Source organism: Collimonas sp. PA-H2 (assembly GCF_002564105.1).
In the GTDB taxonomy this organism is placed as follows: domain Bacteria; phylum Pseudomonadota; class Gammaproteobacteria; order Burkholderiales; family Burkholderiaceae_D; genus Collimonas.
The window spans coordinates 2,313,004-2,338,347 of the sequence record NZ_PDBX01000001.1 but is presented as its reverse complement, the minus strand read 5'-3'; the positions used below and the strand labels follow the sequence as shown (position 1 = coordinate 2,338,347).

General features: G+C 51.5%; 31 protein-coding genes. 21 read left to right on the top strand and 10 right to left on the bottom strand.

Going from position 1 to position 25,344, the window contains the following annotated elements; genetic code table 11:
- The first annotated feature begins 4 nt into the window (after positions 1–4).
- The 7 genes from BCF11_RS10680 (at position 5) to BCF11_RS10655 (ending at position 4,930) form a co-directional block, all read left to right on the top strand.
- Entirely contained in the window at positions 5–520 is a 516-nt protein-coding gene (locus BCF11_RS10680; protein ID WP_143751304.1) for a DUF3304 domain-containing protein, read from the top strand.
- 95 nt (positions 521–615) lie between these two features.
- A complete protein-coding gene (locus tag BCF11_RS10675) occupies positions 616–1,119 on the top strand; it encodes a DUF3304 domain-containing protein (RefSeq protein WP_098494725.1) in 504 nt (167 codons plus the stop codon).
- A gap of 2 nt (positions 1,120–1,121) precedes the next feature.
- Positions 1,122–3,170 (top strand): DUF2235 domain-containing protein, encoded by a 2,049-nt coding sequence (locus BCF11_RS10670; protein WP_098494724.1) that lies wholly within the window; start codon positions 1,122–1,124, stop codon positions 3,168–3,170.
- A gap of 10 nt (positions 3,171–3,180) precedes the next feature.
- Positions 3,181–3,459 (top strand): PAAR domain-containing protein, encoded by a 279-nt coding sequence (locus BCF11_RS10665; protein ID WP_098494723.1) that lies wholly within the window; start codon positions 3,181–3,183, stop codon positions 3,457–3,459.
- Between the two features lie 15 nt (positions 3,460–3,474).
- The gene (locus BCF11_RS10660) at positions 3,475–3,771 is read left to right on the top strand and encodes a hypothetical protein (RefSeq protein WP_098494722.1); all 297 of its coding nucleotides are present in this window, start codon (positions 3,475–3,477) and stop codon (positions 3,769–3,771) included.
- 208 nt (positions 3,772–3,979) lie between these two features.
- On the top strand, positions 3,980–4,183 hold the full coding sequence (locus BCF11_RS27540; protein WP_143751302.1) for a hypothetical protein: 204 nt from the start codon (positions 3,980–3,982) through the stop codon (positions 4,181–4,183).
- A 114-nt stretch (positions 4,184–4,297) separates the two neighbouring features.
- Positions 4,298–4,930 (top strand): ATP-binding cassette domain-containing protein, encoded by a 633-nt coding sequence (locus tag BCF11_RS10655; protein WP_098494721.1) that lies wholly within the window; start codon positions 4,298–4,300, stop codon positions 4,928–4,930.
- 95 nt (positions 4,931–5,025) lie between these two features.
- On the opposite strand, the gene BCF11_RS10650 is transcribed toward BCF11_RS10655, so the two are convergent.
- The gene (locus BCF11_RS10650; protein ID WP_098494720.1) at positions 5,026–5,718 is read right to left on the bottom strand and encodes a phosphoribosyltransferase; all 693 of its coding nucleotides are present in this window, start codon (positions 5,716–5,718) and stop codon (positions 5,026–5,028) included.
- Positions 5,719–6,386: 668 nt separating this feature from the next.
- Between BCF11_RS10650 and BCF11_RS10645 the strand changes: the two genes are divergently transcribed.
- Positions 6,387–6,791, top strand: coding sequence for a VOC family protein (locus tag BCF11_RS10645; protein ID WP_098494719.1), 405 nt, complete (start codon positions 6,387–6,389; stop codon positions 6,789–6,791).
- A 120-nt stretch (positions 6,792–6,911) separates the two neighbouring features.
- Here the strand turns inward: BCF11_RS10645 and BCF11_RS10640 are convergent, their stop codons facing one another.
- On the bottom strand, positions 6,912–7,655 hold the full coding sequence (locus BCF11_RS10640; protein WP_199110820.1) for a Fic family protein: 744 nt from the start codon (positions 7,653–7,655) through the stop codon (positions 6,912–6,914).
- Here BCF11_RS10640 and BCF11_RS10635 point away from each other — a divergent pair.
- The 3 genes from BCF11_RS10635 to BCF11_RS10625 all read left to right on the top strand — a co-directional run bounded on the left by BCF11_RS10635 (position 7,655) and on the right by BCF11_RS10625 (position 9,114).
- The gene (locus BCF11_RS10635; RefSeq protein ID WP_098494717.1) at positions 7,655–8,116 is read left to right on the top strand and encodes a pentapeptide repeat-containing protein; all 462 of its coding nucleotides are present in this window, start codon (positions 7,655–7,657) and stop codon (positions 8,114–8,116) included. The genes BCF11_RS10640 and BCF11_RS10635 overlap by 1 nt on opposite strands.
- A 168-nt stretch (positions 8,117–8,284) precedes the next feature.
- On the top strand, positions 8,285–8,626 hold the full coding sequence (locus BCF11_RS10630) for a hypothetical protein (protein ID WP_143751301.1): 342 nt from the start codon (positions 8,285–8,287) through the stop codon (positions 8,624–8,626).
- Positions 8,627–8,682: 56 nt separating this feature from the next.
- Positions 8,683–9,114 carry a hypothetical protein gene (locus BCF11_RS10625; RefSeq protein WP_143751300.1) on the top strand — a complete coding sequence of 144 codons (432 nt, stop codon included), beginning with the start codon at positions 8,683–8,685 and terminating at the stop codon, positions 9,112–9,114.
- 82 nt (positions 9,115–9,196) lie between these two features.
- Here BCF11_RS10625 and BCF11_RS10620 read toward each other — a convergent pair whose 3' ends face one another.
- A complete protein-coding gene (locus BCF11_RS10620; RefSeq protein WP_098494714.1) occupies positions 9,197–9,940 on the bottom strand; it encodes an SDR family oxidoreductase in 744 nt (247 codons plus the stop codon).
- Between the two features lie 99 nt (positions 9,941–10,039).
- Between BCF11_RS10620 and BCF11_RS10615 the strand changes: the two genes are divergently transcribed.
- On the top strand, positions 10,040–10,975 hold the full coding sequence (locus tag BCF11_RS10615) for an AraC family transcriptional regulator (RefSeq protein ID WP_098494713.1): 936 nt from the start codon (positions 10,040–10,042) through the stop codon (positions 10,973–10,975).
- Between the two features lie 416 nt (positions 10,976–11,391).
- Here BCF11_RS10615 and BCF11_RS10610 read toward each other — a convergent pair.
- From BCF11_RS10610 to BCF11_RS10595, 4 genes are all read right to left on the bottom strand, one after another.
- Positions 11,392–12,479 (bottom strand): IS3 family transposase gene (locus BCF11_RS10610; RefSeq protein ID WP_098494712.1). Its coding sequence is split into 2 segments (ribosomal slippage): positions 11,392–12,227 and positions 12,227–12,479, totalling 1,089 coding nucleotides; the frame shifts between segments, so codons are not numbered across the junction.
- 89 nt (positions 12,480–12,568) lie between these two features.
- Positions 12,569–12,799, bottom strand: coding sequence for a hypothetical protein (locus BCF11_RS10605; protein WP_098494711.1), 231 nt, complete (start codon positions 12,797–12,799; stop codon positions 12,569–12,571).
- Positions 12,796–13,353, bottom strand: a complete 558-nt coding sequence (abiEi, locus tag BCF11_RS10600; protein ID WP_098494710.1) for a type IV toxin-antitoxin system AbiEi family antitoxin — start codon at positions 13,351–13,353, stop codon at positions 12,796–12,798. Before abiEi ends, BCF11_RS10605 begins: the two co-directional genes overlap by 4 nt.
- Before the next feature lie 302 nt (positions 13,354–13,655).
- Positions 13,656–14,060, bottom strand: a complete 405-nt coding sequence (locus BCF11_RS10595) for a hypothetical protein (RefSeq protein ID WP_098494709.1) — start codon at positions 14,058–14,060, stop codon at positions 13,656–13,658.
- A gap of 167 nt (positions 14,061–14,227) precedes the next feature.
- On the opposite strand from BCF11_RS10595, the gene BCF11_RS10590 reads away from it, so the two are divergent.
- The 4 genes from BCF11_RS10590 (at position 14,228) to BCF11_RS10575 (ending at position 17,583) form a co-directional block, all read left to right on the top strand.
- Positions 14,228–15,010, top strand: a complete 783-nt coding sequence (locus BCF11_RS10590; RefSeq protein WP_098494708.1) for an SDR family NAD(P)-dependent oxidoreductase — start codon at positions 14,228–14,230, stop codon at positions 15,008–15,010.
- 158 nt (positions 15,011–15,168) lie between these two features.
- A complete protein-coding gene (locus BCF11_RS10585; RefSeq protein WP_098494707.1) occupies positions 15,169–15,825 on the top strand; it encodes a hypothetical protein in 657 nt (218 codons plus the stop codon).
- Between the two features lie 10 nt (positions 15,826–15,835).
- Complete coding sequence (locus BCF11_RS28615) at positions 15,836–17,056, top strand: PAAR domain-containing protein (protein ID WP_369827744.1); 1,221 nt, start codon at positions 15,836–15,838, stop codon at positions 17,054–17,056.
- Between the two features lie 2 nt (positions 17,057–17,058).
- Positions 17,059–17,583 (top strand): hypothetical protein, encoded by a 525-nt coding sequence (locus BCF11_RS10575; protein ID WP_098494706.1) that lies wholly within the window; start codon positions 17,059–17,061, stop codon positions 17,581–17,583.
- A gap of 48 nt (positions 17,584–17,631) precedes the next feature.
- Here the strand turns inward: BCF11_RS10575 and BCF11_RS10570 are convergent, their stop codons facing one another.
- Complete coding sequence (locus BCF11_RS10570; protein ID WP_098494705.1) at positions 17,632–17,955, bottom strand: hypothetical protein; 324 nt, start codon at positions 17,953–17,955, stop codon at positions 17,632–17,634.
- Positions 17,956–18,081: 126 nt separating this feature from the next.
- On the opposite strand from BCF11_RS10570, the gene BCF11_RS10565 reads away from it, so the two are divergent.
- The gene (locus BCF11_RS10565; RefSeq protein ID WP_098494704.1) at positions 18,082–19,113 is read left to right on the top strand and encodes a hypothetical protein; all 1,032 of its coding nucleotides are present in this window, start codon (positions 18,082–18,084) and stop codon (positions 19,111–19,113) included.
- Between the two features lie 274 nt (positions 19,114–19,387).
- Here BCF11_RS10565 and BCF11_RS10560 read toward each other — a convergent pair whose 3' ends face one another.
- Both BCF11_RS10560 and BCF11_RS27535 read right to left on the bottom strand, forming a co-directional pair.
- A complete protein-coding gene (locus BCF11_RS10560; RefSeq protein ID WP_098494703.1) occupies positions 19,388–21,334 on the bottom strand; it encodes a Z1 domain-containing protein in 1,947 nt (648 codons plus the stop codon).
- Between the two features lie 13 nt (positions 21,335–21,347).
- Complete coding sequence (locus BCF11_RS27535; protein ID WP_143751299.1) at positions 21,348–21,770, bottom strand: hypothetical protein; 423 nt, start codon at positions 21,768–21,770, stop codon at positions 21,348–21,350.
- Positions 21,771–22,004: 234 nt separating this feature from the next.
- On the opposite strand from BCF11_RS27535, the gene BCF11_RS28505 reads away from it, so the two are divergent.
- The 4 genes from BCF11_RS28505 (at position 22,005) to BCF11_RS10545 (ending at position 25,171) form a co-directional block, all read left to right on the top strand.
- Complete coding sequence (locus BCF11_RS28505; protein WP_255407812.1) at positions 22,005–22,127, top strand: hypothetical protein; 123 nt, start codon at positions 22,005–22,007, stop codon at positions 22,125–22,127.
- Between the two features lie 562 nt (positions 22,128–22,689).
- Complete coding sequence (locus BCF11_RS10555; protein ID WP_098494702.1) at positions 22,690–23,772, top strand: DNA cytosine methyltransferase; 1,083 nt, start codon at positions 22,690–22,692, stop codon at positions 23,770–23,772.
- Positions 23,773–23,793: 21 nt separating this feature from the next.
- A complete protein-coding gene (locus tag BCF11_RS10550; protein ID WP_255407842.1) occupies positions 23,794–24,222 on the top strand; it encodes a very short patch repair endonuclease in 429 nt (142 codons plus the stop codon).
- Positions 24,197–25,171, top strand: a complete 975-nt coding sequence (locus BCF11_RS10545) for an HNH endonuclease (RefSeq protein WP_098494700.1) — start codon at positions 24,197–24,199, stop codon at positions 25,169–25,171. Before BCF11_RS10550 ends, BCF11_RS10545 begins: the two co-directional genes overlap by 26 nt.
- Positions 25,172–25,344 lie beyond the last annotated feature (173 nt).

Sequence of the window (25,344 nt, the reverse complement as noted above, 5' to 3'; positions counted from 1 at the left end):
AGACATGCTTAATATAAAACTTAAACAATTCGCCCCTTTACTTGCTTTGTTGGCACTGACTGCCTGCGCTACCCCCCTGCCACCGGAACAACAGGCCAAGGCTGACAGAATGGCAGCTTTATACAAGAATATCGACGACAACTACGTGCCAGTAGACTATATCCCCATCAGTTGCGTGGGACACGCTGACACGCCAGTCACAGGTTATTCCATACAGGATTTGGCAACCACCCGAGAATATGGCGGCGGCCGCTGCGGTGGCACTAACGCCGCAGGTTACCCGCTGCCTAAACAATGGCGTCCCGGTATGAAGGTCAAGGTCAGCTGGAAGCTGGACGGACAGCCATGGCGGGAAACCACTACCAACATCATGCGTTATGAATCAGCTGAGGTGCTCTTCATTCACATTTTCAATAACGATCAGGTACGCGTTGTTTCGTCGAATGTCTACCCGAGCGGCCCCGCACATCCGATTCCATTTAAGTCAAAAATTCCTCCGCCGGAGGAGCAACGATTATGAGTGCCGCTAGTTAATTAATATGGAACTTATACAATTATCACTTCAACTGCCGCGAAAGAAGCCTCATTCACTTTTCGACGAAAGCATACATATTCATGAAACTTAAACAATTCGTTCCATTGCTCTTTGTCCTGACCCTGACCGCATGCGCAACTCCTTCTACAACTGATCAAAAGCAAGCGGATGCTGATCAGGCCGTTCGCATTAAGAAAATACTGGATAACTACGTCCCCGTTACTTATGTGTCGATCAGTTGCGTGGGACACGGCGACGCACTAGTGACCGGATATTCAATACAGGATCTTGTAAGCACGCGTGAATATGGTGGCGGGCGCTGCGGTGGCACGAATGCCGCCGGTTATCCATTGCCAAAGCAATGGCGTCCGGGCATGAAAGTTAAGGTTAGCTGGAAATTAGACGGACAACCGTGGCGGGAAACGACCACCAATATCATGCGATACGACAAAGCAGGGATGGTGTTCATCCATATTTTCAATAACAATCAAGTACGCGTCGTGTCTAGCGCTGAATATTCGTCAGAAAGCCCCAAACATCAAATTCCTCCCGGCACCAAGATTCCTCCACCGGAGGAACAATAATTATGAGCGCGTCTATTCAAGCCGCACCTTTGCATATTGCCTCAACTACTGCAGAGGAAACCGTGCTCACTCACGAGCAACTCATAGAATTGGCCGCGGCGACTTACTGCCGAAAATTAGCGCCCTGCGATAAGAACATAAAGGTTGGTATTTTCTTTGACGGCACGAATAATAATCGCCAGCGTGACAAATTGGATCATCTTAATGATCGTCAACAGCAATATCACAGCAATATTGTACGTCTATACGAATCACATAAAGATATACAGGGGGATGGGACCGCTCAAGCAGACGATTGTTACAGTTATTATGTACCCGGTGTTGGAACACGCTTCCCAGAAGGGCGCGAATATCGCGAATCTCAAGATGGCAAGGCAATGGCAAAAGGTGGCCAGGCACGCATCCTATTTGCCTTGTTGCAAGTCTACAACAGCATACATCGGGCATTTAACGACGGTCGCTTCATGTTCAACGAAGATGAGCTCACCTATTACATCAAGAAATACGTCACCGATGTAGAAACTCCGAAATCAGGCGACGAACAACGCTACACCCGCCCTAGCTGGTTTGCCGAGCTGACAGAGCAACTGGATAAGAAAATTGCCGACAAGCGCAAGCTATTGCCGCTTCCTCATCTGCCCAGCCTGAAGGTATCAGTCTTCGGTTTTTCCCGTGGCGCAGTGCAGGCACGGGCGTTTTGCTACTGGTTCCAAGATATGCTCAAGGACGGCGCCATCGCTGGCATCCCGGCGTCGATTTCGTTTCTTGGCGTGTTCGACTCGGTAGCCACCGTTGGGCTTTCTCACTCGGCCGCCATCACTTTGCCGCTGCCTTCGTTCTGGGCCGACGGCCATTACGCCTGGGCCAAGGAAGTCAAAAAACCGCTGCCGGCCTGCGTGCAGAAAGGCGTGCATTTTGTTGCGGCTCATGAGCAGCGGATGAATTTTCCACTGACGCGGATGTCCGGCAGCAACGTGACCGAGGTGCTTTACCCTGGCGTCCACAGCGACGTGGGCGGCGGCTACGGTTGCCGCGACCAGGGGCGCGCGATGGCGCCTGAGAATCTGTTGTCGCAGGTACCGCTGCTGCACATGTTCAAAACGGCGCTGCTGGCCGGCGTGCCACTAGTCCAATACGACAGCATGAGCGGCGATCTGCAGGCCGATTTCAATATCAGCAGCAAGCTAGCCGACGCCTGGAACGGCTACATGGCTGCCGCACCAACGGGAGGTAGTCACCAGGAACAAATGCATCAGCATATGCGGTTGTACTACGGTTTCCGTCATAAATGGCTGGGCAACATGGAAAAATCGCCGGGTGTCCAAAACTGCCATCAGGACCAAAATACACAAGATGCCGAAGACCTGGTTACTTATGACAAACTGCTGTGCGGTGACGTTGAATTGCTGTCAAAGCGCAAATTTGAAAAATTTCCAGGCAAAGATGCCTTTGGCGAAGTTACCGAGGGGCCGTTACAGCTACGCCAAGACAAGGCGAGCCTAGGCAATTTCTGGCAGCTGACCCAGTATGATCAAAAGCGCTCGCTGAACGCATGGGAAGCCTTTGCCTTGGGTATCGTCAAGGACGGTTTTCCTGCAGAACCGCAGGGCCAACCCTTTCCTTTGCTGGAATTGCATGTCCATGACTCTCTTGCAGGTTTCTGGATGGCGGGATACCTAAGCGCAGAAGAAAAGGCGGAAGGTGTGCTCAAGATGGCCAATGAAGGTGGACCGTCCAAAGACAGCCCATACAATCAGGAAGTCTGGAAAAAATATCAGGACAGGCCCGATTTGCAGAAAATCATTCAGAACAAGCAGGATCTGCAAAAGGCCAAGAGCACGGCGCTTGTACGCGGACAGACTGTCAGCGACATGGAGGATCTGGACAGGCAAAGCTCCTTTACGCCTGAAGAACAGGCCCAGTTGGCTGCGCTGTATCCAATCCAAACCGACGCCAACGCCCCGGAATTACGCAACAAAATGATCACGACCCAAACCTGGACATTGCGCGAAGGCGGCGGTTATTTTTATCCACGTTATGTTTTTGAATGATGGAATTGACATGCCCTTAACCATTATTACTGTTGGCGATGACACCGACCACGGCGGTAAAGTCATCAGTGGCTCACCTACACACGACATCGGCGGCAAGCCAATTGCGCGTCTTGGCGATGAGGTTAACTGCCCGCAGCATTATCCCGATGGCCGGCCGCACGGCATCAATAAAATCGTCACTGCGCATCCTACCTTCACGGTTGGCGGAATTCCTGTCGCTGTGCAGGATTGCCTGACAGAGTGCGGTTGCAAACTGATCGGTAATGCACACGCGTCAGTCGGCTAGCAGATTTCTGCAGTGATGGGCATTAAAATCCTGCCGCTTGTTTTGGCAGTCCTTTCCGCCTCGTCGTTTGCAAGTGGTTACGGAGAGGGCTTGGTGCGGAGAGGTGCGGACGGAGAAACGTACCTGTACACAACTGACACGCTCAAGAGCGGCGAAGAAGTCCAGATACAGTATCCGAAAGAAAATGGCGATCTTGCGTGCTGTGAAACGACGTCATCGGATGGAAAGCCATTGCCGCAAACTGACGTTATTGATGCGTTGCACGAGGCTGACGCCCATGCCTATAAGTTAAAAGCCCGCTATGCATTGTAATGCTGTTCAGTTAGGGCAGAACGACATGGCGTAGGGTGGGCACTCCGTGCCCACGCAGTATCATGGATATTCGTATCCCTGACATTCGTGCCCCGGCTACGCCCCCCGGCCCGTCCGCGTGGGCACGGAGTGCCCACCCTACGAATTCCGCAAATAAAAATGCCGTTCAGTCTTAACTGAACGGCATTACCGCTATGCAATGCCTTTTATGGGCATTGCGGTGGTCGGCTCGGCTGCTGTCACACCAACTTTGTCAGGTTTAGAAATCAACGATCAACGTGAGTTGATCAAAACATGCTTTAGCCAAGAGGGCGTGCATCTCTTTTCGTCCAAGGATGGCGGTTTGAAGGCGCATCTGTACTTTTCTCTTGGGTACGACGTGACATCAACATGTGACCTGCCCAAAAGCTGATCACGCCAGTACCCGATATCTATTCGGTGCGGAACAACATTGCGTAGATGACTGCTAAAGCTCTGGCATGATGATGTTCCATCAAACGGCTCCGTCAATCCGCAAACCCACACCATGAAACAAACCCAAACAACTGTCCTACAGGCCACCAACCTGACTTTCCACTATCCCGGCCAGGAACTGTTCAACAACTGGTCAGCCGCCATCCCCGCCGGCGTCACGCTGGTGCGTGGCGGCGACGGCCGGGGCAAGAGTAGTTTGCTGCGTTTGCTGGCCGGCGATATGGCGGCGCAGGGCGGCCGCCTGGAAATCGGCGGCGTGCGCCTGGATGAGCAGCCGGATGCCTATCGGCGCCAGGTATTCTGGATGGATCCGCGTTCGGAGGCGTTCGACCAGATGACGGCGCGCGAATATTTTGCGTCCTTGCATGCCGCGTATCCTGGATTTGACGATGCGCTGCTGCCGGCGCTGACGGAAGGGCTGTCGCTGACGCCGCACCTGGACAAGAAGCTCTACATGCTATCTACCGGCAGCAAGCGTAAGGTGTGGCTGGCGGCTGCATTCGCTGCCGGCGCCACGGTCAATTTGCTGGATGATGCGTTTGCCGGGCTAGACAAGGCGTCTATCAATTTTGTCGTGAAGATGCTCAACCAGGTTGCCGGCGATCCGGCGCGGGCCTGGGTGATTGCGCTGTATGAGGCGCCGGAGGGGGTGGAATTGGCGGCTACGGTAGACTTGGAGGATTGAGGCGATCGTGGCGCCGGTGGCGCTGATCGTGCGCGGGATCGCCTGGCGCACCAGTTTATAATTTCAGGCTTGCACCGGCATACGCGTGCGGCGATCTAAATGTGCCGGGCACGGTCACGCAATTCGCGTTGTGCCTGCAACTTTGCGGCTTTGTCGAGTAGCCCTATTACCTCATCATCCGCGGTTTGACGGAAATCGTCATACCATACGCCGACCGCATAAAAGGGCTCGGGATTCATCAGAAAAACGGCTTCATCGGCCTGCGCTTCGATCTGCCGGATTCCTTCCGATGCGGCGACGGGAACGGCAACGATAAGGCGCGCCACTTTGGCCTCGCGCGCGGCATTGAGGGCGGCGAGCATGGTCGAGCCAGTCGCCAGGCCATCGTCAACGATGATGGCGGTCCGGCCTGCCAATTGCAGGGCGGGACGGCTAGCCCGATACAGCTGTTCGCGCTCTGCCAACTCCTTGAGTTTGCGCTGCACCGTTGCTTCGACTACCTCCATCGATATATCAAAATGCGTCAGTATGTCGGGCTGCATTACGCACAGGCCGCCACTGGCAATGGCTCCCATCGCACACTCTTCGTTTCCGGGGACGCCGAGCTTGCGTACGAGCAGGACATCAAGCGGGATTTCCAATGCCTTGGCGATCGCAAAACCGACAGGAACGCCACCGCGCGGCAGCGCCAGTACAATCGCGTCCGGATGTCCGGAATAGACACCGAGCTGCTGCGCCAGGCGCGCCCCGGCTTCTGTGCGATTCTTGAAACGCCTCGCTTCAAACATATGCGCTCCCGGCCTCATGGGCGACGCCGACGCCATCTTCCTCAACCACGCCCGACTTACATCCGATGATTCGAGCTTCCGCCGATTCGAGTGATGGCGCGGTAAATTGGCGGAACTCGACAACGCCGGCCTACGGTTCGCTGTCAATCCGGCCTGCTCCAATGTGCAGATGGGGCGTCGTTGTGGATTGCCCCGCATTGATATTGAACGTAAGAACCCGCTGTCGCAGCAACGATTAAGGCGACCGCTATAACGCTCCAAAGTGTCGATTTCATATCTGCCACTCTTCGTCCTGCTGGAAGCTTTATATTACGCCGCCTGGATCAATTTTGCGGCAAGCAGCCATTCAGTGGCGCCCGCCATCTGCCGGCGCCAGTCTGTCGCGCTGGTAAACTCGATGTGGCGTTGATGTTTTTTGTGGCAACATGTGTCATCTATTGCCATCTATTTCCTACACTGGTTTCGCACCACTAAGCATCAATATGGGTACCCCGTCGAGGGACCGTAAGCGGGCATTCATGCCAATGTCTGCTATCAGCCGAAGCGGCCGGTAGTTATAAATTTCCATCGATGTTGCAAGATTGAAAAATCTGCAGCGTCCGCATCGTTGCTCATGTACGGACGCGGGTTTCATTTGCATAACTGTTGAGCGACAGGGGGCAGAGGCCATGGAACTTCTCGTAAATCTCGACGTTGACGACCTTGAGAAGGCAATTCGCTTCTATGGAACGTCGTTCGGATTGAAGGTCGGCCGACGCTTCGGCGCCAGCGGCGTGGAAATGCTGGGGAGCTCCGCACCGATCTACCTCCTGGTCAAAGCGGAAGGAACGCAAGCAGCGAGCACAACTGCTCAGCGCCGTGCCTACGATCGCCATTGGACGCCAGTCCATCTCGATTTTGTCGTTGAAGAAATCGAATCCGCGGTTAACAAGGCCGTCTCAGCCGGAGCGCGCCTTGAAGAGCCCATCGCCACGCATAAGTGGGGCCGGCTCGCACTCATGGCGGATCCCTTCGGCAACGGCTTTTGCTTCGTTCAATTTCTTGGCCGTGGCTATGACGAGATTGCTGAGTGACAGTGAAGCGTCAAATGGTGTCACCCTCGATGGCCGGCTGTGCATTGCATCAAGAGCTGCCTATCCCGTTAATCCGTGAAGAAGCTAATTGTAATCCGCGCTAATTTCCCATCAGCTCGTTCATCGTCGGCTTTGGATTTCGCTGCGCCTTTGCCGCCCCAAAGCTGTCAAGCGATAACGCTGCTTGCTACTGCTCGGCACACCGGGCAGTGTCATTTCGACCATCTTTGCATCAAGCGCCGGCAACAGATAGAGTTTGCGGAAGTTATCTTCATGTTTTAGGCCCAATGCCAACTGCAGCTCTGTACGACGCATCTCGCCGTTGAGTATCAGTAGTAGCTTCTCAACTTCCCCGGTCACTTCCCCTGAAACCACTGGAGATCTGGCATGGATCGGCAGGCGGATCACAAATGAGGTGCGTTCCTCATCGCTCTCAAACACTGGCGCCGGCGAGCCGTTCACCATCATGACTTTCAGAATTTTAGGAATGCCGGTGGCGCGTCCTTCCGTGAGATCCAATTCCTTCAGAAACTCGCCAATGCGCCGGTTACGATAACGGCGGCTAACCGCACGTCCTGCCTGTAAATCCGCCAGGCGAATGGAACGGTCAGGACCAGGGAAACTCAGCACGACCAATTCATCATGACTAATACGCACCTCGATCGGCCCGCGTTCTTCATACGAGCGGTGATATACCGCATTCACCAGCGCTTCTTCAATCGCGGCATAGGGAAAATTCCAAAGCCGCTCAGCCTCGGCACGCTGTGGATGCTTAATTACCGTTTCATGCAAATAGTTACGCTGGATAGCCGCGCACTGTCGCGGCGAGGCACGCAAAAATAGACGCTGGGGATGATCATGCAATGGCGCAATCTGCTGATACGATGTCAACATTGCAAAGCAGCACTCAATCCACTTTTACACTTGAATGTCACGCCAATATGTTGTTTGAGGCCGAAAGATTTGAATCCCGTTTAACAAAACCCGCCAGTTGGGAAGATTGCGCCTTTCGCTACTGCGACTTCGCTCACATAGATAGCGAGGGCGGTAGCATTGACTCGATTTTTGTCGGTTGCACATTTGAAAATTGCGATTGGTATTGGGGGATCTTTAACATGGCGATCCTTGTGCAGGTCAAGTTCAAGGGTTGCAAATTTCGCGGCACTGCATTCTCAGGGTCCAAATTTGTCGAATGCGATTTCATAGATTGTGAATTTACAAAAGACAATTTAGATGGTGAGTGTTCCTTTCGTGATGTAGCTTGGTACAAATGCCGGCAAGATAATTGCAAGGGACTTGAGGGCGAGTTCAGAAACAAGCGCTGAATTCCACTTGCGGTTGAAGATAATAAATATATCTATATGGTCGCGTTAAATTTCCGCTGGACACCCGGCGCAGGTCCAGATCACCAGGCGCTTGCGCGCATGGCGTCTCATGCACGCCGACCACGATTGCCAATGGGTGAAGCATGGTTCATGAGGGACCAACGCGAGATGTATACCTATCTGGCGGAGCAGGAACTTGACGTCATGGATTGCTCTCAGCTGGCGATTCCTTTGACCGAGATTGCAAGCGGCACTGCCAGCTTTGGTCCCATGGCGGAATGGCAATCATGGTTCAATTACCTCTTGCCTCGTCTTGTGCCGATCGCAATGCAAGCGCACATGGCGGAAATTCACGAGTTATTGGTTAGCGCATTCATCACTCAGCATCCGGCCGGCGTGTCCGAGCCCCATATCGCGGGTTCCGCGAGGACGTCTTGCACACGCTCGGCCAATTCATCATGGACGAATCAAAGTGGAATGACGGCCAAATTTCCCTTGGGCGAGTGCTAGTCCATCCCCCATCAGATTTACGCTGCAGTTGGGGGTGGTGGGCAGCGAGCGGCGACTTGTCTGCTTCGCTCTTTTTTTGCCTCAAATGTCTGATGGCCGATGAAATCGAAGGCTGGGTGCGATCCGTTCTTGCAATTTCAGATCCCCATTGGCGCGCCCAGATTATGGTTTGGATTATGGGTAGTCAACTGCTTCTGGACGAAAAGCCGGAGCAGCCTTCGAACCTGGAGGGCAAGGAGCCGGATGTCGAGTGGGAGCTGTCTTATCGCCTCACAGGTAATTACACAGGCCGATTCAAACAACCGATTGCACTCATCCCCTTCATTCCAAACGCCAACAAGCTTGCATTCAGAGCCGCACTTCGCAAATATCTGACGGATTCTGAACTTCTGGAATGGAGGAAGTCCATTGAGACAATTGACTACCTTGCGTTGGAAGCGCTGCCAATAGCAGAGGGAATCGAAAGCGTTATTAACACCGCTCTATGAAGAACACACTTGCCGCTGCCAGCAATCATTCATTCGCGGCGGTGTCATAGCTCGCCATCCGATTAAGACTCGGACGTTGAGTTCAGCGTGACTCAGCCAGCGCCACAGCATCAGCCCCAGCAGCAATACGAACCGGGCTCGACGGATCGTTCGCCGCACGCCACACTGCTTCTGCCACATCCTGCGCCCGAGTAACCGCAGACGACTGCCCCCATCCCGCGAACACGCTCTTTGCCAAGTCGGCATACGCCTCGGGGATGCCACTTTGCATCCGGGGCTGGGCGTTTTCACCGAAGCGGGTCTCTGGCGCCCGTCCCGGCAGCACCAGGTTCACCCGTACATTGAATTGCTGGAGTTCCAGCGCCAGCGACTCGGTGAAGGCGTTGACCGCCGCCTTGCTCGCGGTGTACACGGAAAGCAGGGGGAACGGCTTCAATGTCACGCTCGACGTGACGTTGACGATGACGCCGGCCTGGCGTTGCCGGAACTGCGGCAGCACCGCCTGGATCACCGTCATCGTGCCAAGAGTGTTGGTCTCGAAGACTTCGCGGGCAGTTTCCATCGTGGTGCCTTCGAGGGCGCCCAGCATGCCGATTCCTGCGTTGTTGACCAGGACATCGATAGGCCCGGCGTCCACCACGGCCCGGCGGATGCTGTCCGCATCGGTGACGTCGAGCGCGATTACGCGCAAACGCTCGGAGCGCGGCAGCAGGTCCTCGCGCGGCGTGCGCATGGTGGCGATGACCCGCCAATCGCGCGCGAGGAAGTATTGGGCGGTTTCGAGGCCGAAACCGGATGAGCATCCGGTGATGAGGACGGTTTTCATGGGGACTCCTGTAGGTGGTTTGGTGTATTGGGACTGTAGCCCGCCGTAACCGGACGTACTACAATCAAGAGTCCACGTTTCATTAGCAGGAGTCCAGTTATGGTCGATCCGCTCGCGGAGGTTGTCACGCTCCTCCAACCGCAAGCCCGGTTCTCGAAAGTCGTCAGCGGCGCAGGTCCCTGGCGTGTGCGCCGCTCGGAAGCCGGGCAACCGTTCTACTGCGTGATCCTCGACGGTTCGTGCCGCCTCGCGGTCGACGGACAGGAGCCGATCAGCCTGCAGGAGGGCGATTTTGTCCTGATTCCCTCGGCGTATGGCTTCACGATGTCCAGCTTCGCGCCGATGACATCAGACTCCGATAGCGAGCCCGTCGCGCTGCCCCATGGCGAGTTCAGGCTCGGCGTGCAAAGCGGGCCGCCTGAGGTGCAAATGCTTATAGGCTACTGCGTCTTCGGCTCGCCGGACGCGGCCTTGCTGGTGTCGCTGCTGCCGCAGCTGTTGCACATCCACGGCGAGAATAAGCTGTCCAACAGGCTGGCCACCATCGTGCAACTGGTAGGAGACGAATCCCGCGCGCTGCGGCCCGGGCGTGATGTCATCCTGGCGCACCTGCTGGAGGTGCTGCTCATCGAAGCCCTCCGCTCCGCAGCGGGGACGGCAGCGTCGCCTGGCCTGTTGCGCGGACTTGCCGACGAACGCCTCGCGGCCGCGATACGGCGGATGCACGAAAGCATGACCCGGCCCTGGACGGTTGCACAGCTGGCGAAAGAGGCGGCGCTGTCCCGCTCGGCGTTCTTCGAGCGGTTCAGCCGCGCGGTGGGCGTCGCGCCGATGGCTTACCTGCTGGCCTGGCGCATGGCGATGGCCAAGAATCTGTTGAGGCGGAAAGAGGGTGGGGTTGCCGAAGTTGCGGAACAAGTTGGCTATGGTTCTGCGAGTGCGTTCAGCGTTGCGTTCACGCGGCATGTAGGATTGGCGCCGGCGCGTTATGCGCGGGAAGCGAATGGCGTCACAGTATCTATAGCCGCTTTGTAGAAGGCGAAAGACGGCAATCGCGAATATATAGAAAAGTCATTTTTTTATACACATTGGTAGTGATGTATATAGAAAATGGCCTTTGCTATATACATCAAGGAAATGTGTAGCCGGCTGAAGCCAGGAAGCTTTGCGACCTCTTCCGTGGTCAAGCTTGGTGATTCATTGCTGGAAGCTTGTTTCCGGATAAAGCTCAGGAACTTGGAAAGAGAGGCTTAAACTGGTGGAGAGAATCGTACATATTTGCCGACTATTTTTCCATATGCAGATTACATTCAACATGTTGATTTATAACGTATTTGTAAATTTTATCAGCCATATTGAAGATAAATTCTGCCGACTTATTTGCCGACATTGATTGAATACATCATTTCTCTGGTAATCCCCCCGTTTTTAAGCAAAGCTAAAAGTAGAGGCTAAGCCGCAAGGGCCAATTTCTGCTTCGGGGTGATACCGCCGAGCGCCATGTTCGGGCGTTCGTGATTGTAGGTCCAGAGCCATTTTGTGGCAAATTCCTGGACCTCGCTGATTGATTCAAACAGATAGTGGGCGAGCCAATCATAGCGAACTGTTCTGTTGTAACGCTCGATATAAGCATTTTGTTGCGGCTGTCCTAGTTGAATAAAACTGATCTGGATGCCGCGCTTTTCTGCCCACGTGGCCAGTGTCGAACTGATGTATTCGTGTCCGTTGTCACAGCGAATCGTCGTCGGCTTTCCCCGCCATTCGATAATTTGGTCAAGCGACCGAACGACGCGAACTGCCGGCAGGGAGAAATCGACGTCGATGCCTAAGCCTTCCCGATTAAAGTCATCAATCACGTTGAACAGGCGGATGCTACTCCCGTCTGACAACTGATCGTGCATGAAATCCATGGACCAGACATCGTTGATCGACGTAGGCACTGACAACGGTTCAGGCTTTGCTCTGGTAAGCCGCTTTTTGGGTTTGATTCGCAAATTCAACTCCAGCTCTCGATATATCCGATAGACGCGCTTGTGGTTCCAACCGAATCCTTTGACGTTGCGCAGATACAGGAAGCAAAGGCCAAAGCCCCAGTTTCGCTGGTTCGCGGTCAGCCGGATTAACCAGTCCGCGACATGCTCGTTATCTTCCGATAGCTTTGCCTTGTAGCGATAACAGGTCTGGCTGATCGCGAAAGTCGCACATGCGCTGCTTACGCTGATGCCATGCGCTTTGACTGCCGCGTGTGCCATCTCACGTCGGTGAGATGGCTTCACCACTTTTTTTGCATTGCCTCCGAAATGATCTCGGCCTTCAGCTTCTCTTCGGCGTACATCTTCTTGAGCCGACGGTTCTCGTCTTCCAACTCCTTCATCCGCGTCATCATCGACGCGTCCATGCCGCCGTATTTGCTACGCCACTTGTAGAACGAGGCCGAACTCATCCCGTGCTCACGGCAAAGCTCCGGCACTGGCGTGCCGGCCTCGGCCTGCTTCAAGATGTTGATGATCTGACTTTCGGTAAAGCGTGATGTCTTCATGTAAAACTTCCTCAAAATCGCATTTAAGAAAATTCTACTTTTAACTGATACTTTTTTGTGGGGGGATTACCCTCTCGCAAGGACATGTTTTAGCCTCTCTTGAAAAGCGTGGTCTGCATCTGAATAAATAAACCTCCGACCAACGTCACAAGGTAGTCCTCGATCTTGGAGAGCACCAGCTCTGGAACCAGCTTGTCGAGCGCCTGGAAGATCTCGTAGTGCAGCAGTTCCTTCTCCACCACCGGCCGCATCGCCGACAACCCCGGGTTGGCCATGGCCAGATCGACCAGCTCGTTGAAATCCTGCTTGTCCTCGCTCATGCCTCTTCTCCTTGTGGCTCGTCCTTGAGCTCGCTGCGATCGATTATGTTGGCGTTGCGGCCCACGCGCAAGAGATCCCGGATCGCCGCCTGCTTAGTGGCGATCCGGAGCGGCCGGCCCTTGGCCTGCATCGTGCGCTTGATGATCTCTGCGGCGCGCCGCTTGGTGTGCGTGAACTCGATCGTCCCGTAGGGGGTGTCGACCACGCCGCTCTTCCCCGTCGTCATCACCGTCATCCGGTTGATCGGAATCTGCGAGATGGCCCCATACTCGGACAGGATAGACTCCAGGCTGACATAGGAGAGGCATCCAGGGCGCAGCGCCCTGGCGATCTCTTCGGCGATCCAGCGGTTCTTGCTCGTCGCGGCCGGGTTCAGATAGAGCCCCTTGGCCACTCGCTGCAGGAGGCCGTCGGCGACCATCCGCTGCAACGACTTCTCCATCGCCTTCTCGCCCTCGTCGGGGAAGAGCTTCTCGATGTCGCGTCGGGCCAGGACATGCACCCCGCGCCTATCGAGCTCCGAGAGTTTGTGGATCAATTCGATTTTCTTCATAAGTCACCTCTAACCCGATTTTAAAGTAGGGAATTGGTAGACTTAATATAACCCTGTGATACCCCGAGATCAGCAACAGGTATTCTTTTCCCCTATTTTTTGATAGGGTTTTTGGATACTTGTCCGGCTATGTCGATTTTGGCCGGCGGCGTCTGGATGCTCCACAGCATGTGCGCCGCTGACTTGTCAAAGTCAAATATATTCATTGTTTTTATAGTATTCAACACATGATGAACAAGTCATTTTTAGTGAACATCAGGAATGATTCGTTCATTTTCAGCCCAGTGCTTAGCCTCAGATCGCTATTTCGATTTATCAATCGTAATAGGTTTTCTAAGGTTTGTCGGTACCTTATCAAGAGCGCGGGCGAACTTCATCAGTTTGATTCTCGCCGCTCCAGTAGCCTGTCTATACAGGAGCGTCAGCTCTATCAATTCGTCCAGATCATTCGTTTCCTGTTTGGAAAATTCCTGTTCGTTAGCAAATTTTGGCAGCGTCCCCTTTAGTATCCAATCAACCCGATAGCCAAGATTTTTCTCTATGTTTTTGGCGTATTGGTATCCCAGTTCTTGTCCCGGGTTTCTCGTCAATTGACCGATCAAGGCCTTAGTACAGCCAGCAAGTTCTGCCAGCCTGGTCTGCTTACCACGCTCAGGACCATCCAATTCTTTAAGGATCATCTTGATCCGGTCGCCAATGTTTTCCATGGATAGCAATCTATACGATTGCATGGAAATTAAACTTTACATATACGTATAGTTAAATATACTTATTGCTCGGGGATGACGAAAACACGTCGCAATAAATTGCCGCTGTCGCGAACAAGGGCGGTAATGCACCCTCATTGATTGCAACCAAATTAAAGGAAAGCGCAATGAATCAACTCTCGGATTACTTCTCACTCAAAAACAAGGTGGCCGTGGTTACAGGCGTGGCACAGGACATTTCACTACAAATCGCCAGCGCATTGAGGGCTGCCGGCGCGAACCTTGCGATTCTCGATGAACAAGAACAGGGAGGACAAACCATCGCCCGCCTACTGGAGACACAGTTCGGGAAAGCCAGGTTCTGGAGTTTAGATGTCAGCGACGAGACGGCGGTTAAACGTATGATCGCCACGGTTGAGACACACTTCGGCCGTATCGACATCCTGATCAACAGCGCCGGGGTCAACGCGGATCTACTGCCTGGTCAAGGATTATCCATTGCTCAATGGCAGCGCACCATACAGCTCAACGTCAACGGCAGCATTTTATGCAGCAAACATGTAGTCGATGCCATGGAGCGCGCTGGTGGCGGGGCGATCGTCAATGTGTTGTCGCTATGCGGCATGTCAGGCAGTCAGCAGACTTCGGCGGATTTTGCGGCAAAGGCGGCTTTGCGCATGGCTTACATCAATGCGCGAAGCTACGCTGCACGCAACATCCGCGTCAATTGCATCCATCCTGGTCTGGCTCGTCCGCCAGTTCTGGAAGCGACTACGCACGAGGAGGGTGATCTGCCCCATACCTTCATGGACATGGAGCAGAATCATCAGCCCGAACATATCGGGTCAAACAGCGATGTAGCCGCGGGTGTCCTGTACCTCGTATCGGAAACAGGACGCTTTATCACCGGCAACGAGCTGGTGATCGATTCAGGCGCCACTAATCAATAGAACCCGTTTTTATTCTGAATGTTACGTGCTAATATTGAAACATTAATCAAAAGACAATATTACGGGCGCTAGCAAACCGCACCGTCGCCAGGCATCCGGCGAACCGCCAAGCAATACCCATCATTCGTCTGAAGCAGTTTCTTGATTGAAGACACGCCATGCTGAACACCGACCCGGAACGTAGCTGCCGCCACATCATCCATACCAGCCGTCCCTTTTGGATTACCGCCTCCTATGCCCCCAAGCCAGGCGCGGTGGGTTACGCGAATGCGCTGTGCCGATACCTTTCCGGTACCGAGAAAGCGTTTTGCGGTTTTTTTTCACGCCTGGATGCGATGATAGAAGGCGCCTATTCCTCCGCGCCGCCAGCCAAGATTTATCACAATGTGTACGCCAACAATTTCGATTTTCGCGACGCCTACGCCGTTGATGGCGAACTCCACTTCCTCTTTCTGACCGGCTACGCCGCGGCCAATCATCGCCTGATCATGCGCAAAGGCGCTCCGGTGCCGATTGCGCACCAGCAAACAATCGCCGCTGATTTCAGCCATCTACCGTTTGAACTGACCGTCGACGAAGAAATCTACGATGCCTATCTCAAGGTGCGCGCGGACGCCGGCCTGTTCGCTTTTGCCGACACGTTAGAAGTCATCAATCGCCAATGGAATCAGCACCATTTAGACAAAGAGCTGGCGCAAGCCATCACCAGCCTTCCGGAAACAGTGGCGTATACGGACGACTTGAACATTGATCAGGTCGCTCTCTATGACCCGGAATTCAGGCAATGGAATTTCGCTGCATTGGAAGACGAATGAGGAGACGCAAATGATTGTGCTTGGAAGAGGAATCATACTGGTCGGCGACAAAAACGTTCCTGGTGGAACGGTGATGACAGGTTCGCCTACTGATACGGTGTTTGGCAGGGCGATTGCGCGTATTGGGGATCTTGTGAATTGTCCGCTACATGGCGTTAATAAGATCATTGAGGGATGCCCGACGTTCACGACTATGGGCGTGCCGGTGGCTCTGGATGGGCATGTCAGTGAGTGTGGATGTGCTTTGGTTTCCAGCTTCCAAGGCGGTGATGGGTTGAGCGGCGCGGGCTTCAGTGCGGGGAGTACTGATAGATCATTGATATCCGGCGAACAGGCTATGAACTCAACGCGCTATGATGAGCAGATTAAATTCCTGCTTGGCTCGGGCGCTGCACTAGCAGGTGTAGCTTATACGCTCACACTTGATAACGGCGAGAAGGTGCATGGAACAACCGATGCGGAAGGTAAGACTGCGCGTATAGCAACCGATGAACCGCGCGCCATTACCGACGCGGATTTGGAGCCGGAGCAGCTCTATTGTTGCGAGAGACAAGCTGAAAACGCTGGTGCTAGCCAGGAAAAAGCGGAAATCAAGATCAAATTGGACGATGTCAAAACAAATACTGAAAATCTGGGCTCTTCGGTGAAAGAATATACGATCGAGGAAAAAGTGAGGCCACTAACGACCGGCGAAATCGAGATGGCGCAGAAGATGTTTCGAAATTCCGTTGATTACTCCAAGGTCAAAGTACATAACGGCGCCTACATGATAGGAGCCAGCAATAATGCAATGACGCCAAATGGCGAAATGTATTTTCCGGAAAGTTATTACCAGCAAGATTTTTCAATAGGCGAAGATTCTGAACGAGTTTGGTTCATTCATGAGATGGCCCATGTCTGGCAGTATCAGTTGGGGTACAGCGTGATATGGGCCGGAATAAAGATCCAGCTTCGAGGTGGGTATGGCACAGACCCAGGTAAAAGAGTTGCGCGTGCCTATAAATATGACACTGTGTCAGATGGCGAAAAATCCATGTCAGAGTTTAATATGGAGCAGCAAGGGGACCTAATTGCACATTATTTCGAGGCGGTATACCTGTCGGGGAAAGGTTCGCAGGAGCAACGTCAAAGCATATTGGATCTGCCATTCTTGCAAAAGGTACTTTCCGGTTTTCTAAGGAACCCGGCAGACACCTCTCTCCTACCCAACACGACTCGAATCGGCTCCTGAAAATGCAACGTCCCTATTCCATACTAATTGGTTTTTGCACTGCTCTGCTAGCACTGGTATTTGGATTCTCCGGCGAATCCCGCGCAACTTCCAAAGGCTATGACGCTCCAGCAAAAGTAATTTTAAAAGACGACATTCCCTGTTTTTTTGCAGAGATCGACGATGACAGCCCCTCGCCGACAGGTGAAACCCTGACAGTCATGATTAACAGGGGCGCAAAGATGTGGCACATCGATGAAGAGCACGGCCAAGAAGCTTTACCCTTTAGCGTAGACCGCTGCATCAAGTACGGGACGCCTTGGAGGTCTGGTGTCACGATAAAGGAGCCTGAACCACTGCAGTATGGTGTTCCGTACTACGCCGATATTGAAGCAAGAGGGCGTTTTCGCGTCGCCTTTTGTTTGGCCCGTGATTCAAATGGCGGCAGGCTCCTAACTCGCTGGTCAGAGGATGGCAAGCAGTGCACGGATAAACCATTGAATGATGCTGATAGGCCCTCAGTTTGGCGACGCATGTTCGGCAAATGAAATCCCTAATTGAGGTCATATGCTCAATCACCGCCCGTTTCTATTGGCTTAATCCCCAATCTGGGTATAGATATAGAGACTTCGGCCAGCATAATACAAGCAAACAATCGTTGCGGCTAAGAGTGCGTAAGTAACCCCCGTATCTATGAAGGAAAAAAGAGGGGCAATCACCACGCTCATCGTGCCACTCTCAGGGGCAGTGCTGTCTACAAACATAGATAACCCCGCTAAAACCGCCACTAGGCATCCTGTAGCAACTGCGCGGCGCTGATAGATCTTCAAATCCGCAATTTCGCTTGGATCATCCTTTCGAACCGCAGTATTCTCATACCAGTTTATGATCTCAAATATTATATTTACGAGCTTTTCCATATTGATACTCCATTCTGTCTGTGGGTAGTTTTACTCATTGGCGTCTCCTGAAATCCGTTCAGGTGAGACTAACGATACAAGCCGTACCACGTTCAGGAACAGTCTCAAACCGTCTAGGGACAGTAAATGACAATAATAAAATCCAATGAAATCAGTGTATTGAGTGAGTCTGAGTATCAGGAAGAAAAAGTTTTGCTGCTTGCTTCAGCCAAATGTCTGCAAAGCTACGTTGATCAATATACTGACCGGACCCAGCCATTTGAAGTGCTTGCGGCCCTAGCAACTATTACTATCAATCGGCTGAAACGGGGGGAGAGCTACACCAATATCACCGCATTGAATATTTTTGCGCAGATGAATATTCTGCTACCAGAAGGCAAAAGCCCAGGATCACGGCTGAGTCCTATGTGGAAAAAGCTCATGGAGGAAATGCTGCCGACCAGGGAAAAGGGTATTCAAGATTTCGCGCGCAACCAAGGACAAAAATTCTATCTATGGCCCGAAAAAAATAAAAGCAACGGTGGCCTACCTTCACAATACTATCTAAGAATCTGCACCATTCCCGAAAGCGAGATATCCGACGTTCAATCCGAAGAAATCGAGCACGTTGTCTATATTCGTGAACTCACCCCAGAACCTTCATGGTGGGCTAAACCGCTGCTTCGAAACGGTTATCGCCTTGAGGGATGGAGGAAATGGCTATTTTTGTCATACGGCGTCGTTTCCATAATATTTTGTGCCGTACCTATTCTATTTTTGTGGATACTACTTTGGGAGATGCCCAATTGGTCAATCAAAAACCTTTCGACATCGTTAATAAGCTCGTCGTTCTTTATCTTTGTGATTTGGGTGAGCCTGCGGCCATTTTTCCGACTGTTAGAGTGGCGCATCGTAATGGCACCCACTTCGCTTGTTGCTTTTAGGGAGATAGATGTGCAGATGGAGATCGTTAGAGACCGACGATTCGGCTTTAATAATCTCGGCACAATTCGGTTGGTGCGCTATGCCGCCACTTGCCCTCAATGCAAAGCAAAAATGGCGGTTATAGATGGTCATAAAGAATTTCCGAATCGACTAATTGGGCGGTGTCGAGAGAATCCTGGTGAGCATGTGTATAGTTTCGACCGCTTCACATGCAAGGGACAAAAACTTCGATAAATGGGCATATGACCTACCATCGTGCATGGTGGAAACCTCAAGATATCGAACTTGAGAAGGTCGGGGTCAAGGAAAATCGGGGTCAAGTCTTGCAATAACGCATTCAATGATTGCGCCGACTACGTAATATGTCATTGCAAGACTTGACCCCGCATCCGGAGCAAATTCCTCTATCCAACTATAGCGGTTCAAACATCGCTGTTGCCATTGGCGTTTTGTATTTTGTATCGGAAGCAGGACACTTTGTTATCGGTGACGAGCTGGCCACCCATACTCAGATTGAAAAGGCAAATGCATAACGCCCGACGGGAAATCGTAGCTGAGGCCACCACGCTGCCTGTTGCCCATTCTTTAACTTTGTTCTCAAGAGAAAAAGGGTCAGCTTTTGATCTGGAACCGCGCCAACTTCACCACCCGACAATATGCCTTGTGTTTCACGACGTCGCTCTTGAAGTTCGCGATCTCTATCGACATACACGTATCCGACATTCGTCCCTGAAAGCTTCGCATATTGTCCCATTGATGCAGCGATGGCGACGGTGTCCCATACTCGTTCGGACTCGCTCGTATCCGGCACGATATGCTCGATAAGGGCTTGAATTTCCGTGATGGGCATTTGAACGTATTGCTTATCACCGATATGATCGAGTAGCATATCTAGCTTAGATGTTTGTATCTGCACGCTCGAATCACGCGTAATCTGTGAAGGATTGTAATTACCTCCGCCGGTATAAACTCCGATCGAACCAGGGACCAGTACATTTTTGCGGGTTGGGTTTAATCCTCCCTCGAGATAGATCCCACGAAATTCTTCCGTTGGATTCGTCGCAATAAGCTCTCTCAAACCCTGCTCCATTTTATTGATAGCTCGAAATACGATATGTAGTTCCTTGGGGAGGAAGAGACGAAGTAACCCAATATCCTTTCTGCGATATCCGTACATACGTGCATGTTGCAATACAGTATCTGCCTGTGGAGTCCTTGGGTTGCGTCCATAATAACTTACCAACAAATTTTTAATTGTCACCCCGCGTCCCAGCTTGTTTCCCCCCACAAAGAGGTTATATGGCGATCTTACGGCCACATCTTCGTCAGTCTCTCCGTTCACTAACTTTACCGTTATACCTGGCGAAAAGAATGCGATTGAGCTCAACAAATCATCGAAATTGCTCCTCGCGAGGGAGGGATGAGTCGATGACAGATCTTCATAGGCACTTCTCAACCGCTTGATGACAGCCGCATTATTACTCTTAAGCCCGCCCGCCAATTCTTGCTTGTACTTTCTAAGAAGATTAACAATATGATCGTGGTCAATCGTTTTGGTACTAACGTGACAAAGGAATGCACAATTTTGGTCCGCCTCACTCGTACGTTTGAACGTCGCCCCTACCATGAAAGTATCAAGTGCACGTAGCAGTGACGGCGGGATCGTGGCGGTTGGTGTAGGCTGTGGGCCTGGAGCAATTACGGCAATTTCACTCAAAGGAAATTCTTTCACCAACTTTGACTCGTTCGAGAAGAAATCATCTCCTCCAACGTACTCAGCGCCTGGATGGCTCAAAACTGTGAATTTTGGCCGGAAGGCATGGTTTCCGTCTTGAAGGAAAAGCGCCTGAGGTGTTGCGGTAACCTGCAAATATGTATTCTTATTAAAGAACGCTCGCAGATTTTCGATTAGGCCATTAATGGTGCTTCTTGACCCATCGCTGCGCTTCGCTTTCGTGTTCAAACTAGCCTGATCTGCTTCGTCGTCAATAATGAGACAGGTAAGTCCCCGCACTCGTCCTTTCTCGAAATTTTGAATAAGCGTAGTTAGTACAGCTGAATTCTTCGTAACGATAATTGCGCATGTACCCCCCTTTATTCGCTGCAAGAAGGAATCTGTATCTCGAATATCCTTCTTTCCTAGAATATCAATACCAGGAAAAGCTTCCTGAGCTCTTCCCAACGTTTGCTCATAAAGTGGATCAATGTCGGACGTCAAAATAATGATGGTCCGATAGCCCTCATCTGCCCCCATCGCACCGGTAACTGTCATTACCCCGGTCTTGCCACTTTGCACAAGACCGTAAATGAGTCCGTTTGTTTCTTCCTTGTCGCCGGTTAACGGGTCCACCCATTTGCTGGCAACTTCTGCAGCGGTTTTTTTAATGTCATCTGCCTCGGATGGATTGCTTACTTGCTTTCGTAGCAAATTCAAAACTTGATCGCAATGCTTCATGCTCCCCCCTACATCAGGTCATTGATAGCCGCTGCCAGTCGGACGGCGGAATTTTTCCAGGCACGCTGTCATCGGGCCCACTCACTTCGTAGCTCTCCCGATGCCTACGTTGGCAGGATACCCACACAGCAGTATTACGCTGAATTGCTATCTTTTTGTATTTCTCAAGTGGCAATGCTGCAATGCCATCGGCACCACAAATTAATCCAATAACTGTTTGCTTCTCTATTGCGCTCTTGTAGAGAAAATCTTGTTCGTCAGGATTAAATGTGAATCCCCACGGACTTCGAATTCCAGTCGAATACTTTAAGTAAATCTGCACTCGATCATCAATAATAAAAAAAGGGGCTAGAAAGATAATGCGGGCCCCGCTACCTTTACGGATAAGCTGATGCAGCGCAGCACCTTCATAGAATTCTTGCTTTTGAATAGCCATGTATTTTTAACACATTTTTATCGTAGAACAATATGGTGGCTGATGTTCAACAATCCTCCTTCAAGAAGGAGCCTCCCCCTATGAAATTCCAAGGCTTGAATACCTAAATCGATCAACTAGGATCACCTAATTTAACACGGTATGATTGCAATAAAGAAATATATTCATATTGCACAATGATTTTCTAATGGCAACTTTGATCGTGCTCCAAGACAGGTTATTTCATAATTGTTGGTGCTTGAAGTCAAAGACTGGAAGCTCGATACCATTCAAAGCATCGACAAGCAAAGCGCCGGCAACATCACTGCTCAGAGCGTCAAGCACGTGCTGAGCCCACCTGTGCAAGCGCGTCATTAAATGTTCACCTTCACCAATGTGTTTGGGCATGATTCGGAATTAATCTGATCGAGCGGATCACTGAAGGGAAAACCCGCATTCCCGTATGAGCTTCAGCCCGCACCATTTCCGCAATCAGATGCTGCCGTTGACATTGGTCCGCATTGCTTTTTCCCGTTGCTTTATCAGTCGTCCCTGCGCAAGGGGATTATCGAAATGGGTGCCAGCATTGTTGATCAGAATATTGGTGTATCGGCAAGCCGCCAGATAGCAATCCGACACAGGACGAGTCAACACGATTTCGTCTCGCCTATCTCATCTCACTATTTCTCTTTGAATGGTGACTAAGAGCCCTGATATACTGTGCATTCATACAGTCATTCCTATCGAGTGAAGACTCGGAGTTTTGCCTATGTTCCCGTGTTCGCTACTTTAGTCTTGAAACACGATGGAAGCACATTTTGCCACCATGTGCGTCCACATAAATATTAAAATACCGAGTTGATACTTGGGACAGCAGGTTAACAACTATGTGCCTACCATTTGCAATAGGCTTCCCCAATTTACCAACGAAAAAACACTTATGAAATATCGCATTATTGATCTGTTCTCCGGTGCTGGCGGAATGACTCTTGGCTTTGTCGACGGCCGTTTCGAGGGCGGTTTCGATTGCATTCTGGCGGTGGACAATGATCGGGCCGCGATTGCAACACACGAAAAATTTTTTGGTGGTGAATCGGTGCCTGGAAACATAGAAGATTGGCTTAAGAAAACCAAAAAGATCCCTCAGGCGGACATAGTAATTGGCGGCCCTCCATGTCAAGGATTCAGTTTATTGAACAAGAATCGTGAAGGAGATGAGCGCCGCGCACTCTGGGAACCCTATATGGACATTGTCAAAGCCAGTGGTGCAAAAGTGTTCGTCATGGAAAACGTCAAAGAACTCCTAAAATCGACTGAATTTGACGACATTCGTGCCCGGGCGGAAAAGCTCGGTTTCAAAATTGTGGCTGACGTTCTTAACGCCGCTGACTACGGTGCACCACAGACGCGTCGCCGGGCAGTAATTGTCGGCTGGAATGAAAAAGCAGGGGTAACACCGCCTGAATTCCCTCCGCGTAAGACACATTCCGCCCCAACGGTGAAGGATGATCTTCCGAATTGGGTCACGGTAAAAGAGGCAATCGGAGATCTACCTAGTCCTGTGGGCACCGAAATACGAGATAGTGAAGCCCCCCTGAATTTGCATTTCGGCCGCAATCCGACAAAAATGAGTCTGGCGCGATACAAGGTTGTGCCTCCCGGCGGAAATCGCTTTGATCTACAGAAGAATGCTCCTGAATTGACACCGCCTTGTTGGTTGCGAAAACCCTCTGGCGGCACCGATTTGTTCGGACGACTTTGGTGGGATCGGCCTTCTGTAACTATCAGAACTGAATTCTTCAAGCCGGAAAAAGGAAGATATCTTCATCCGGTAAAGCATCGTCCGATTACTCATCGCGAGGCAGCTCGTCTGATGGGATTTCCGGACGACTTCCCTTTTACTGGCAGCAAGACTGAAATAGCAAAACAGATCGGCAACGCTGTCCCCCCCCCGCTTGCAAAAGCAATCGCAAAAATGGTGAAGGACATGTTGAAAACTAAGAAGACCGCGAAGGCGGCCTAATCGGAGAAAAAATTGGCGGATGTGCTGACGCCGGAACAGAGAAGCCGGTGCATGTCTCTGGTAAAAGGGAAAAACACAGGGCCTGAACTAAAGCTCCGTAAAATCTTGTGGGCTCAAGGTCTCCGCTATCGGCTCGGGTATAAGCTCCCGGGCAAGCCTGATCTCGTATTTGTGTCAGCAAAGATCGCCGTATTTGTCGATGGTTGTTTCTGGCATGGTTGTCCGATTCATGGCGAACAACCAAAAACCAATCAAAGATTCTGGTCAGAAAAAATTAATAAAACAAAATTGCGCGATCAGCAGGTGAACGCGCAGCTCGTAGAGCTCGGATGGAGTGTTATTCGATATTGGGAACATGACATAGAGCGCAATATCGATACTTGCACCAAGAATATATACAGCGCGATTATAAAAGGGAAAATTGATGGCACGCAGATCAAATCAAAGTGATCCTGAGCTTCTCAGAAAAAAACTATCCGAGCTGATTGAAAATTTTACTAACGAACTTAAATTAAACGATCTGCGGGGAAAAGTTTTAAAGCTCGTGCCAGCATTTCATCTTCTGCGCGATCTCGGGAGTTCGCTCATCACTGAAGAGATTCCTGCCGCAATCGACCGCGTCATCTTCTATCTCAAAAAATATCCTGAAAGGATCATCAAAGGCGACGAACTTATGGTCGTTTCAGGGATTAGCGATTGGCCACGCCGTGTGAGAGAACTAAGAGTTCAGCAGGGATGGGCCATCATCAGCGGCGTAACTGCCAAAGAAATGGCCGAAGCTGAAGAAAGCGGCGATATGGAAATCGAAGGGAGGTCCCTATCGAAAATCAAAACCGACGAGTACGTCCTTCTTAATGGCGAACGAGACAAACAAGCTGCGGATAGATGGTTCCAAGCAAACACCATTCGCAAGTTAAAAGGTGTGTCCGTACAGGACAAGATTTTGAAATATCTCAGAGCTAATGTCGGTAGCCCAGTTACAGGCGAAGAACTTAGATATGTTGCCAACAACAGGAGCGAATGGGCGCGGCGAGTTCGAGAATTGAGAACGGAAGAAGGCTGGCCAGTCGCGACAAGGACAAGCGGTTGGCCTGAATTGGCTATAGGGACCTACGTTCTTGAAGAAGATCGCCAGGCACCGGCACATGACCGAACCATTCCAGACGACGTGCGCGTTAAAGTTTTGGAACGTGATCAACACTCATGTCAAAAATGCGGCTGGAATCACAAGCAACTCAACCCCTCTGACCCAAGACGGCTATTGGAACTTCATCACAAAGTGCATCACGCCCAAGGGGGGGAGAATACAGAAGCGAATCTGATCACTTTGTGTAATGTCCATCATGATGCTATTCATGCAGGGAAATTAAGCGTAGAAGATTTTTTGATCAAACAATAATCTTCAATGTCTTGTGTGGGGATGGATCGCGGGAAAATGATGACAATGCACAGGGTAATTTTGATGTAACTAATGAAGCCTCTGTTTGACAGACCTTTCTCAACCACCGCGCTTCTCGGAGCCTTGTGCGCTGTCAGTTGCAAAAACAGCAACTCCGATTCGGCACATAGTGC

Bases quoted from the DNA above. Each gene is read 5' to 3' on its own strand.
- BCF11_RS10680 (WP_143751304.1), top strand. From the start codon at position 5: ATGCTTAATATAAAACTTAAACAATTCGCCCCTTTACTTGCTTTGTTG.
- BCF11_RS10590 (WP_098494708.1), top strand. From the start codon at position 14,228: ATGAATCAACTCTCGGATTACTTCTCACTCAAAAACAAGGTGGCCGTG.
- BCF11_RS10570 (WP_098494705.1), bottom strand. From the start codon at position 17,955: ATGGAAAAGCTCGTAAATATAATATTTGAGATCATAAACTGGTATGAG.
- BCF11_RS27535 (WP_143751299.1), bottom strand. From the start codon at position 21,770: ATGGCTATTCAAAAGCAAGAATTCTATGAAGGTGCTGCGCTGCATCAG.
- BCF11_RS10630 (WP_143751301.1), top strand. From the start codon at position 8,285: ATGTATACCTATCTGGCGGAGCAGGAACTTGACGTCATGGATTGCTCT.
- BCF11_RS10545 (WP_098494700.1), top strand. From the start codon at position 24,197: ATGGCACGCAGATCAAATCAAAGTGATCCTGAGCTTCTCAGAAAAAAA.
- BCF11_RS10655 (WP_098494721.1), top strand. From the start codon at position 4,298: ATGAAACAAACCCAAACAACTGTCCTACAGGCCACCAACCTGACTTTC.
- abiEi (WP_098494710.1), bottom strand. From the start codon at position 13,353: ATGAAGAAAATCGAATTGATCCACAAACTCTCGGAGCTCGATAGGCGC.
- BCF11_RS10645 (WP_098494719.1), top strand. From the start codon at position 6,387: ATGGAACTTCTCGTAAATCTCGACGTTGACGACCTTGAGAAGGCAATT.
- BCF11_RS10635 (WP_098494717.1), top strand. From the start codon at position 7,655: ATGGCGCAATCTGCTGATACGATGTCAACATTGCAAAGCAGCACTCAA.
- BCF11_RS10605 (WP_098494711.1), bottom strand. From the start codon at position 12,799: ATGAGCGAGGACAAGCAGGATTTCAACGAGCTGGTCGATCTGGCCATG.
- BCF11_RS10665 (WP_098494723.1), top strand. From the start codon at position 3,181: ATGCCCTTAACCATTATTACTGTTGGCGATGACACCGACCACGGCGGT.
- BCF11_RS10660 (WP_098494722.1), top strand. From the start codon at position 3,475: ATGGGCATTAAAATCCTGCCGCTTGTTTTGGCAGTCCTTTCCGCCTCG.
- BCF11_RS10575 (WP_098494706.1), top strand. From the start codon at position 17,059: ATGCAACGTCCCTATTCCATACTAATTGGTTTTTGCACTGCTCTGCTA.
- BCF11_RS10620 (WP_098494714.1), bottom strand. From the start codon at position 9,940: ATGAAAACCGTCCTCATCACCGGATGCTCATCCGGTTTCGGCCTCGAA.
- BCF11_RS10555 (WP_098494702.1), top strand. From the start codon at position 22,690: ATGAAATATCGCATTATTGATCTGTTCTCCGGTGCTGGCGGAATGACT.
- BCF11_RS10565 (WP_098494704.1), top strand. From the start codon at position 18,082: ATGACAATAATAAAATCCAATGAAATCAGTGTATTGAGTGAGTCTGAG.
- BCF11_RS28615 (WP_369827744.1), top strand. From the start codon at position 15,836: ATGATTGTGCTTGGAAGAGGAATCATACTGGTCGGCGACAAAAACGTT.
- BCF11_RS10675 (WP_098494725.1), top strand. From the start codon at position 616: ATGAAACTTAAACAATTCGTTCCATTGCTCTTTGTCCTGACCCTGACC.
- BCF11_RS10615 (WP_098494713.1), top strand. From the start codon at position 10,040: ATGGTCGATCCGCTCGCGGAGGTTGTCACGCTCCTCCAACCGCAAGCC.
- BCF11_RS10560 (WP_098494703.1), bottom strand. From the start codon at position 21,334: ATGAAGCATTGCGATCAAGTTTTGAATTTGCTACGAAAGCAAGTAAGC.
- BCF11_RS10670 (WP_098494724.1), top strand. From the start codon at position 1,122: ATGAGCGCGTCTATTCAAGCCGCACCTTTGCATATTGCCTCAACTACT.
- BCF11_RS10595 (WP_098494709.1), bottom strand. From the start codon at position 14,060: ATGGAAAACATTGGCGACCGGATCAAGATGATCCTTAAAGAATTGGAT.
- BCF11_RS10650 (WP_098494720.1), bottom strand. From the start codon at position 5,718: ATGTTTGAAGCGAGGCGTTTCAAGAATCGCACAGAAGCCGGGGCGCGC.
- BCF11_RS27540 (WP_143751302.1), top strand. From the start codon at position 3,980: ATGGGCATTGCGGTGGTCGGCTCGGCTGCTGTCACACCAACTTTGTCA.
- BCF11_RS10585 (WP_098494707.1), top strand. From the start codon at position 15,169: ATGCTGAACACCGACCCGGAACGTAGCTGCCGCCACATCATCCATACC.